The organism is Neobacillus drentensis NBRC 102427 (genome assembly GCF_001591445.1).
Taxonomy (GTDB): Bacteria; Bacillota; Bacilli; order Bacillales; family Cytobacillaceae; genus Neobacillus; species Neobacillus drentensis.
Genome location: NZ_BCUX01000053.1, coordinates 24577 through 33998 on the forward strand (window position 1 = coordinate 24577; position 9422 = coordinate 33998).

The following is a 9422-nucleotide window of genomic DNA, read 5'->3' on the forward strand; positions in this document are numbered from 1 at the left end:
GAATCAGAGATCCATATGGCCTTTCATTTGCTGCAATATTTTTTTTTCAAGTCGTGATACTTGGACCTGGGAAATCCCAAGCCTAAGGGCAACCTCAGATTGTGTTTGGTCCTTATAATATCTTAAATAGACAATGAGTCTTTCACGTTCATCCAATTCACGTATAGCTTCCTTTAAAGCGATTTTATCAAACCATTTTCCATCATTACCATCATCAATTTGATCAAGTAATGTAATCGGGTCCCCGTCATTTTCATAAACGGTTTCATGAATGGAAGATGGTGTCCTGCTTGCTTCTTGAGCAAGGATTACATCCTCCGGTGTAAGCTCCAAATGTGCTGATATTTCGTTAACGGTTGGAATTCTTCCAAGCGTTTTCGATAAATCGTCCTTTGCTTTTCTGATTTTGTTTCCCATTTCTTTCAAAGAGCGGCTAACCTTAACGGTTCCATCATCACGGATAAATCGCTGAATCTCACCAATAATCATCGGGACTGCATAAGTCGAAAACTTCACATCATATGAAAGATCAAATTTATCAACTGATTTTAATAGTCCGATACAACCAATTTGGAACAGGTCATCCGGGTCATAGCCCCGGTTAAGAAATCGTTGAACAACCGACCAGACAAGACGCATATTTTTTTCAACAATTAAATCCCTTGAAGCTTGGTCCCCGTCTTGGCTCTTTTTGATGAGCTCTTTTACTTCATGGTCCTTTAAGTATGTTTGACCCTTATCGTTCTTAACCTCCACATCCATTGGCAAGTCTCCTTAATTGCAAAGCATTTTGCGGTTTTGTAAATGCTTTCGTAATCTAACCTCGGTTCCTCGACCTGGCTGTGAATGAACCTCTACCTCATCCATGAAATTCTCCATGATAGTAAAACCCATACCGGAACGCTCTAGGTCCGGTTTTGTTGTAAATAATGGCTGACGAGCTTCTTCCACATCTACAATTCCAATTCCAACATCTTTAATTGTCAGATCAATTAGACTATCTTCAATAATTAATTGAATATAGACAATTCCATTGGGATCATTTTCATAACCATGAATAATCGCGTTGGTCACGGCTTCTGAAACGACAGTTTTTATTTCGGTCAACTCATCCATATTAGGGTCTAGTTGTGCAATAAACGCTGCAACAGTTACACGGGCAAAGGACTCATTTTGACTTAACGCACTGAATTGAAGATTCATTTCATTCTTCACTCAGGCCACCCCCAATCTTTGCAATGCAAATTCTTCTGTCGGTTCCATTTTGATGATTTTGAATAAACCGGACATATCGAATAATCTTTGTATTGCAGGGGAAATTGCACAAACGACCATTTCACCGTGCACCTGTTTAATTTGTTTGTATCTGCCTAATATAACTCCTAAGCCTGAACTATCCATAAACGTAAGATGTTCCAGATTTAAGACAATATGACGAATATCATTTTTTTCAATAACGGTTATCGCTTTTTCGCGAAGTTCATCCGCGGTGTGATGGTCTAACTCACCGCTTAAACGAATACATAGAACGTCATGTTTTGTTTCCATATTAATATTAAGACTCACTATCCACGTCCTCCTTAATCTGGTATAGTGAGTCAATTCTCTTTACGGGTGGTAATATCCTTCTCCAATTACAAAACTAGTCGCATTTCGCTAAAAGAAGTGACAAATCTTGTAGTTTCGACACAAGTAAAGATAATAAATTACCTGCTTTGAACTTCGATAACTGTCTAGCTCCAGCGCCCAACGGCTAGTGGACTTCGCTTTTCTAGTTATTTTCCGGCCTTTGTAAACATCCCGAATGAACGCTTATAAAGGGTCCACCAGCCTGCTTCCTTTACATTTTCATTTGCTAATAAAGGACTTTCCAGAAAAACTTCTCCATCCTTAATCAACTTGATGGTACCTATCTTATCTCCTTTTTTAATTGGAGCTTTAAGATTTTTTTTGATCGTTACCTTTCGTTTTACATCCTCGGATTTTTCACCTTTTTTAGTCAGTAAGGAAATTGGCTCACTAGTTACAGCTTCTACAGACTTTTCCTGTCCTTTGCTTATTCTCACCTTGGCAATGGTCTGGTTTCGTTTATACATTGGATGTGTTTGATATTGATTAAAGGCATAATTGAGCATTTTTGTTACTTGAGCATTTCTTTCCTTTGATGTAGGCGCACCAAACACAACCGCAATTACCCGCATACCATTCTTTTGAGCTGTCGCTGTTAAGCAATACTTTGCTTCTGCAGTGAAACCTGTTTTAAGTCCGTCCACACCAGGGTAGAAACGCACTAATTTATTGGTATTAACAAGCCAGAACTTTTTGTCCGTATTTTCACGAAGATATGCTTCATACATGCCAGTGAATTTCGTAATGTCTTCATATTTTAATAGCTCTTTCGCCATAATAGCCATATCACCGGCTGTGCTAAAATGACCACTGACCGGAAGCCCTGTCGTATTTTTAAAGAACGTATGTTTTAACCCAAGTTCTTTTACCTTATCATTCATCATGTCTACAAACGCTTCTTCTGAGCCTGCAATTCTTTCTGCCATAGCAACAGAAGCATCATTTCCAGAACCGATTGCAATTCCTCTTAACATTTCCTTGGTTGTCATTTCTTCGCCAGCTTCAAGGAAAATTTGCGAACCGCCCATCGAGGCAGCATATTCACTTGCGCGGACTTTTTCATTCCAAGTAAGCTTACCTTGATCAATTGCCTCCATAATTAAAAGCATCGTCATTATTTTGGTCATACTTGCAGGGGGGAGTTCTTCATTACTATTTTTTTCATAAAGTACTTTCCCAGTATCACGTTCAATTAAAATAGCGGATTTTACATTGTTGACGATATCAGCATTCTTCTGTTCGTCAGCATTCTTTTTTTCTTCAGCCGCAAAAGCAGATGGACCCCATAAACTTGTAAGTAAAAAAAATGTCACTATCAAAGAGACAAATCGTTTCATTCGCATAACCCTCCATTCTTTATAGCATCCATTTTTTCCAAAATTAATAACTTTATACAATAATTACCTTTTAAAGAAAATAAAAATAGGGTGTCAGGCACCATGTGAAAAATTCACATGGTGCCTGACACCCTTTATCATGAAATCATTCGGTTATTTCTTCATGAACGAGTATCGGTGCGGCTATTTTTGTTGGTGAAATTTTAATATTACGATAAAGCCTAGTTTTTACTTCTTCTACATTTTCGAAATTGCTGTAAATCGTTACTAACGATTCACCTTTTTTAACTTGGTCTCCGATTTTCTTTCTTAAGACAAGTCCCACTGCTAAATCAATAATAGACTCCTTCGTTGCTCTTCCAGCACCAAGAATCATCGCAGCTGTTCCAACTTCATCTGCTACAATTTCGGATACATAGCCATCTTCTTTGGCTTCAAGTTCAAAAGTATATTTAGCTTGAGGCATTTTTGAAGGGTCATCAACAATGGATGCATCTCCGCCTTGTGAGCTTAAGAATACTTTAAATTTTTCAAGTGCTGACCCGTCCTTAATGACACCTTCTAACAGGGTGCGTGCTTCTGCTAATGAGCCCGCCTTTTCTGCTAGGTAAACCATATGACTGCCAAGGGTTAAACAAAGTTCTGTTAAGTCTTCAGGACCTTCCCCTTTTAAAGTATCAATTGCTTCTTTTACTTCGAGGGCATTCCCGATTGCAAACCCCAGTGGCTGGCTCATGTCAGAAATAACTGCCATTGTTTTTCTGCCAACGTTATTTCCAATTCGCACCATAGCTTTTGCTAACTCTCGAGAATCATCAAGTGTCTTCATGAATGCTCCTGCTCCGGTTTTTACATCAAGAACGATGGCATCTGCACCAGCTGCAATTTTTTTACTCATGATAGAACCTGCGATTAATGGAATGCTATTAACAGTTGCGGTAACATCACGTAATGCGTAAAGTTTCTTATCTGCAGGGGTTAAATTTCCACTCTGACCAATAACAGCAATCTTATTTTTATTAACGAGTTCGATAAATTCTTCATTTTTAATTTCAACATGGAAGCCTTTTACCGCTTCTAATTTATCAATTGTTCCTCCGGTGTGACCCAATCCGCGTCCAGACATTTTTGCTACGGGTACCCCAAGTGCAGCAACAAGTGGTCCAAGGACAAGTGTAGTTGTGTCACCTACTCCTCCAGTGGAATGTTTGTCAACTTTTATTCCTTCAATTTCTGATAAATCAATTTGATCGCCCGAATTAACCATCGCCATTGTCAAATCGGCTCTTTCCTGTTCAGTCATCCCTTTAAAAAAGATTGCCATCGTTAAGGCGCTAACTTGATAATCTGGAATAGACCCCTCCGTATATCCATTAATAATAAAATTAATTTCTTCTGTGGATAGTTCCTGCCCATCTCTTTTTTTCTCAATTAAGTCAACCATTCTCATCCTAAACACCTCTTTACGAAATTTTTTTTACGATTTCTTTTATATATTGTAGAAAGTCTGCTTTCACTCTTTCAGTTGTTTCAATCACTTCATCATGGGTAAGGGGTTGGTCAAGAATACCTGCCGCCATGTTCGAAATACATGAAATACCAAGAACCTTCATTCCACTGTGCCGAGCAACGATTACTTCTGGTACAGTCGACATTCCTACCGCATCTCCGCCCAAAGTACGGGCCATTCGTATTTCAGCAGGCGTTTCATAGACGGGACCAGGGTTACCGAAATAGACACCCTCTTTAACGTTAATATTTAAGCGTTCGGCAATTTCTCTTGCAACCGCACGTAATTCCTTCGTATATGCCTCTGACATATCAGGGAAGCGGGCACCTAACTTGGAATCATTCGGTCCGATTAATGGATTGGTACCCATATTATTAATGTGATCAGATATAATCATTAAATCACCTGCAGAAAAGCTTTCATTTACTCCGCCAGCTGCATTCGTAACAATTAACATTTCAACGCCTAGTTCCTTCATGACGCGAACTGGGAAGGTTACTTTTTCCATACTATACCCCTCATAGAAATGGAAACGTCCTTGCATGGCAATAACCTCTACCCCGCTTAATAATCCAAATACTAATTGTCCTGCATGACCTTCAACCGTTGAAACAGGAAAGTCTGGGATCTCATTGTATGGAATTTTTACAGGGTTCTCAATTTCATCCGCAAGTACACCAAGACCAGATCCTAAAATAAGGCCGATTTTGGGTGTAGCTGCATATTTTTGTTTTAAAAATCCTGCGGCATTTTGAATTTTTTCAGCATTCATTTTTATACCTCTTTTGAATTTAATTCGTTTAAAAAACTTTTTCCGAAGTTCGGTAGTTTCACATTGAAATTTTCAGCGACAGTTGCCCCAAGGTCAGCAAAGGTCTCTCTAATTGGGAGCTCTTTCCCTTCGCCCATGGTTTTTGAATAAACAAGTAATGGTACATATTCACGTGTATGGTCTGTACCTGGTGCAACAGGGTCATTTCCATGGTCTGCTGTAATCATTAATAGGTCGTCTTCTTTCATTTTTGCAAACACTTCTGGAAGGCGTGCATCATATTCTTCGAGTGCTTTTCCATAGCCTTCAGGGTCACGGCGATGGCCGTATAAGGCATCAAAATCAACTAGATTTACAAAACTAATACCGGTAAAATCCATATCCAAAGTTTCTATTAACTTATCCATACCATCCATATTAGAAACGGTTCTAAGTGATTGAGTAACGCCTTCTCCGTCATAAATATCAGATATTTTCCCGATCGCAATAACGTCAAGCCCAGCATCTTTTAATTCACTCATTACGGTACGGCCGAATGGTTTTAATGCATAGTCGTGACGGTTAGAAGTCCTTTTAAAATCCCCTGGTTCTCCCAAGAAAGGTCTCGCAATAACACGGCCAACCATGTACTTCTCATCCAGTGTCAATTCACGTGCAATTTTGCAGATTTTATACTGCTCCTCAATGGGAATAATTTCTTCATGGGCAGCAATCTGAAGGACTGAATCTGCAGAAGTATAGACAATCAATGCCCCAGTCTTCATATGCTCTTCGCCCAACTCCACAAGGATTTCCGTACCGCTTGCAGGTTTATTGCCGATAATTTTACGGCCAGTGCGTTTTTCTAATTCAGATAGAAGCTCATCCGGGAAACCTTCCGGAAACACCCGGAATGGGGTTTGAATATTTAGTCCCATGATTTCCCAATGGCCTGTCATAGTATCTTTACCGTTGGAGGCCTCCATCATTTTTGTAAAATATGCTGATGGTTTTTCTGCTTTATCAATCCCTTTGATTTCACGGATATTGCTTAAACCTAACTTGCCCATGTTTGGCATGTTAAGACCATTCATTTTCTCCGCAATATGTCCAAAAGTATCTGCACCTTTGTCACCAAACTTTTCAGCATCCGGCGCTTCCCCAATGCCTACCGAGTCCATTACGATAATAAAAATACGTTTGTATGTATTTGCTTCCATTCATCTCTTCCTCCTTTATCCATAGAAAACGTTTGCAAATAAAAAATTACACATAAATATGTTGCCCACTTTATATACGTTTATGAAAATTAAATATTACTTCATTCGTCAGAAGTCTGACATCTCTATTGTACTAAATGTTTCAGAAATTACAAGAAAAAAGCCGCCAAAATTTAGGCAGCTTTTTGACAATTATATTTTTAGATACGAAACACTCAATCTATTAAGCTCTGGGATGAAATTTGCTATATACGTCTTTTATCTTTGTTTTCGATACCTGTGTATAGATTTGTGTAGTTGAAATGTCAGAATGACCTAACATTTCCTGAACTGCTCTTAAATCAGCACCATTTTCTAACAAATGCGTTGCAAATGAATGACGAAGAGTATGTGGTGTAAGTTCTTTTTCTATTGCGGCTTCTTTGGCAAGTTTTTTTAATATTTTCCAAAATCCTTGCCGTGTCAACCGCTTTCCTTGGTGGTTTAAAAACAAAGCATTGTCCTGCTGCTTCATGGAAATAAATAGAGGTCTTCCATAATCTAGGTACTGTTTTATAGCATCAGCTGCTGCTCGCCCGATCGGTATAATTCGTTCTTTATTTCCGTTACAACGAACAAACCCCATCGTTAACTGGACATTATCAATCTCAAGACCTATTAGTTCACTAACACGGATACCTGTAGCATAAAGCAGTTCAAGCATGGCCTTGTCTCTTATCCCAAAATGATCCTCTAGTTTTGGTGTTTCCATCAGAGTTTCTACTTCTTGTAAACTCAAAACATTAGGAAGTGACCTTTCAAGTCTTGGTGTCTCAATTTGAACAGATGGGTCTTGATCTGTTGCCTTGGCCCTTAATAAAAATTGATGAAATGCACGGACAGAGGCGATGTGCCGTGCCAATGTTTTCGAGGATTTCCCCTGTTCTTTTAGAAATCTTAAAAAGTGTACGATATGTACACGTTGTACATCATTTAAAGAAAGGACGGATTCAATATTTTTCAAATAACGAAGATAGCTTTGTAAATCCCGCTCATACGCCATAATTGTGTTTTGGGCTGAACCTTTTTCAATGAATAAATAATTCAAAAAAGCCTTTAATTGCTCGTCCATCGTTTTTACTCCCCATTTAAATAAAACCACATCAGCCGATCTAACAAGGAAGAATCCTCATGCACTGCGGTCGAAACTTTAAGTGCAGCTCCTTCCGGTTCATCATAGCGATGATAATTTTGATATTCTTCATTCACCAACATGATACCATAATAGAAAAGAATCGTGCATCCTGTGAATATTATAAAAACCTTTAAGGTTTTTAGTGAAGCTTTAATAAATGAAATCATCCATCTTCCCCCAATTTCCATCGTCTAGTAAAATGTATGCCAAAATAGACAAATTTTATACCTAAACGATTGATTAAAGGGGAATTTCAAAAAAAGAAAAAAGCCCTTTCAAGGAGCTTTCATTGGTTAATCTACTTTTTCTACCTCTTTATCTTTATCCTGACATCGGTAACAAATCCCATGAAAAGTGAGGCGATGATCTTTTATTTTAAAATTCCATTTGCGTTCCACAACGGATTCAACATCTTCAAGTAAATCCTCTTGAATTTCATCAACGGCACCACATTCAATACAAACAAGATGATGATGAAAATGGGCGGCGCCTTCCTGGCGAAGGTCATAACGAGAAACCCCGTCCCCAAAATTTATTTTATCCACGATTTTTAACTCTGTTAATAATTCAAGCGTTCGATAAACTGTTGCTAAACCAATTTCAGGCGATTTTTCTTTTACGAGGAGGTATACATCTTCCGCACTTAAATGATCCTCTTCATTTTCTAATAAAACTCGAACGGTTGCCTCACGCTGAGGTGTTAATTTATAACTTGCTGAATGCAACTGTTTCTTAATTCTTTCAATCCTAGTTTCCATCCTGAAGCCCCTCCCTCGCCACTGTTAATTCTCATTATAACAGATGACAATTGAGAATCAAAATAAAATTATTATAAACTAGAATAAACATATTTTATAATAATTATCATATGGTAATTACTTTAAAACAGTTGAACTTATGACAGTTTTCATTAACCATGGTGAGAGATATGCCTCTATTCCAGATGCAGCAACTATAAATATTACTGCTACAAACAAGGTGAAAATGTATCCCTTAAAAAAGGGAAGGATAGGCTGTGCATATTTTTTCATAAATTGCTTTTTGATCATTCGAAGTGAGAAAATTACTGATAATGCAGCCATCATGATGAACACTGGTATAATGATCAGATTCTGAGGCAAGATCGAAACAAAAGCAAGCATAAAGCCCTGCCAGCCCATTTGACTGACTAGAAAACCAACGGTAAACCCAACTACCATTCCTTTAATAAATAATAGAATAAGTATAACGGGAAGACCGATGATGGAAATCCCTAGTATCCACATAAGACCAATAAACTTGCTATTATGGGAAAAGCTTTGTAAGAATAAATCATTGTCCTCGCCTTCCCTGCCGCTCGATACCTGGCCAAAAAATTGTGATAGATAGTAGAATAAATCTTCCTTCTGAGTAATGCTCATACTGTTTACGACAATTGCTCCAAAAATTACTCCCATTAAAAATAAAACGACAATAAACAAAAAAATTGAGGAATGCTCACGGAAATAACTAGCGGCATCGGACTGGTACAATCGTTTTTTCATTTGCGTATCCTCCTACTCTTCTCAGTTCAGTTAATACATTGTATGCCAGTCTAGTATTTCTATGCTCAAAATTTAGTAGATTACAGAACAAAAAGCGCAAGCGCCCGTATAGCTGCGTATGGGCTGGAGTTGGATTCAGATAACTATTTCAAGTTATCCACAATTAGTAATTTATAATTTCTAATCAATAATAAATCCCGATAGCCATAAGCTACCGGGTTTACTTTAGAGGTACAGATGGAAGGTTCCCTCAACGCATCTAAATGTGATTCACTTGG

At 38.1% G+C, this 9422-nt stretch carries 11 protein-coding genes; all 11 read right to left on the reverse strand.

Annotation, left to right across the window (positions count from 1 at the left end):
* Nucleotides 1–3: 3 nt before the first annotated feature.
* Nucleotides 4–762, reverse strand: a complete 759-nt coding sequence (gene sigF / locus BDR01S_RS20090; protein ID WP_066257360.1) for an RNA polymerase sporulation sigma factor SigF — start codon at nucleotides 760–762, stop codon at nucleotides 4–6.
* Nucleotides 763–774: 12 nt separating this feature from the next.
* Nucleotides 775–1215: an anti-sigma F factor gene (spoIIAB, locus tag BDR01S_RS20095; RefSeq protein WP_066257365.1), complete on the reverse strand. Its 441-nt coding sequence runs from the start codon at nucleotides 1213–1215 to the stop codon at nucleotides 775–777.
* The gene (spoIIAA, locus tag BDR01S_RS20100; protein ID WP_066257368.1) at nucleotides 1216–1566 is read right to left on the reverse strand and encodes an anti-sigma F factor antagonist; all 351 of its coding nucleotides are present in this window, start codon (nucleotides 1564–1566) and stop codon (nucleotides 1216–1218) included.
* A gap of 209 nt (nucleotides 1567–1775) precedes the next feature.
* Complete coding sequence (locus BDR01S_RS20105; protein WP_066257370.1) at nucleotides 1776–2966, reverse strand: D-alanyl-D-alanine carboxypeptidase family protein; 1191 nt, start codon at nucleotides 2964–2966, stop codon at nucleotides 1776–1778.
* 145 nt (nucleotides 2967–3111) lie between these two features.
* Nucleotides 3112–4416 carry a pyrimidine-nucleoside phosphorylase gene (locus BDR01S_RS20110; protein WP_066257372.1) on the reverse strand — a complete coding sequence of 435 codons (1305 nt, stop codon included), beginning with the start codon at nucleotides 4414–4416 and terminating at the stop codon, nucleotides 3112–3114.
* A gap of 13 nt (nucleotides 4417–4429) precedes the next feature.
* A complete protein-coding gene (locus BDR01S_RS20115; protein ID WP_066257375.1) occupies nucleotides 4430–5248 on the reverse strand; it encodes a purine-nucleoside phosphorylase in 819 nt (272 codons plus the stop codon).
* A gap of 2 nt (nucleotides 5249–5250) precedes the next feature.
* Nucleotides 5251–6447 (reverse strand): phosphopentomutase, encoded by a 1197-nt coding sequence (deoB, locus tag BDR01S_RS20120; RefSeq protein WP_066257377.1) that lies wholly within the window; start codon nucleotides 6445–6447, stop codon nucleotides 5251–5253.
* A 223-nt stretch (nucleotides 6448–6670) separates the two neighbouring features.
* Nucleotides 6671–7558, reverse strand: coding sequence for a site-specific tyrosine recombinase XerD (gene xerD / locus BDR01S_RS20125; protein WP_066257380.1), 888 nt, complete (start codon nucleotides 7556–7558; stop codon nucleotides 6671–6673).
* A 5-nt stretch (nucleotides 7559–7563) separates the two neighbouring features.
* Nucleotides 7564–7788, reverse strand: coding sequence for a YqzK family protein (locus BDR01S_RS20130; protein WP_066257381.1), 225 nt, complete (start codon nucleotides 7786–7788; stop codon nucleotides 7564–7566).
* A gap of 126 nt (nucleotides 7789–7914) precedes the next feature.
* Nucleotides 7915–8379, reverse strand: coding sequence for a ferric iron uptake transcriptional regulator (gene fur / locus BDR01S_RS20135; protein WP_066257383.1), 465 nt, complete (start codon nucleotides 8377–8379; stop codon nucleotides 7915–7917).
* A 117-nt stretch (nucleotides 8380–8496) separates the two neighbouring features.
* Nucleotides 8497–9144, reverse strand: coding sequence for a stage II sporulation protein M (gene spoIIM, locus BDR01S_RS20140; protein WP_066257386.1), 648 nt, complete (start codon nucleotides 9142–9144; stop codon nucleotides 8497–8499).
* Nucleotides 9145–9422: the final 278 nt, after the last annotated feature.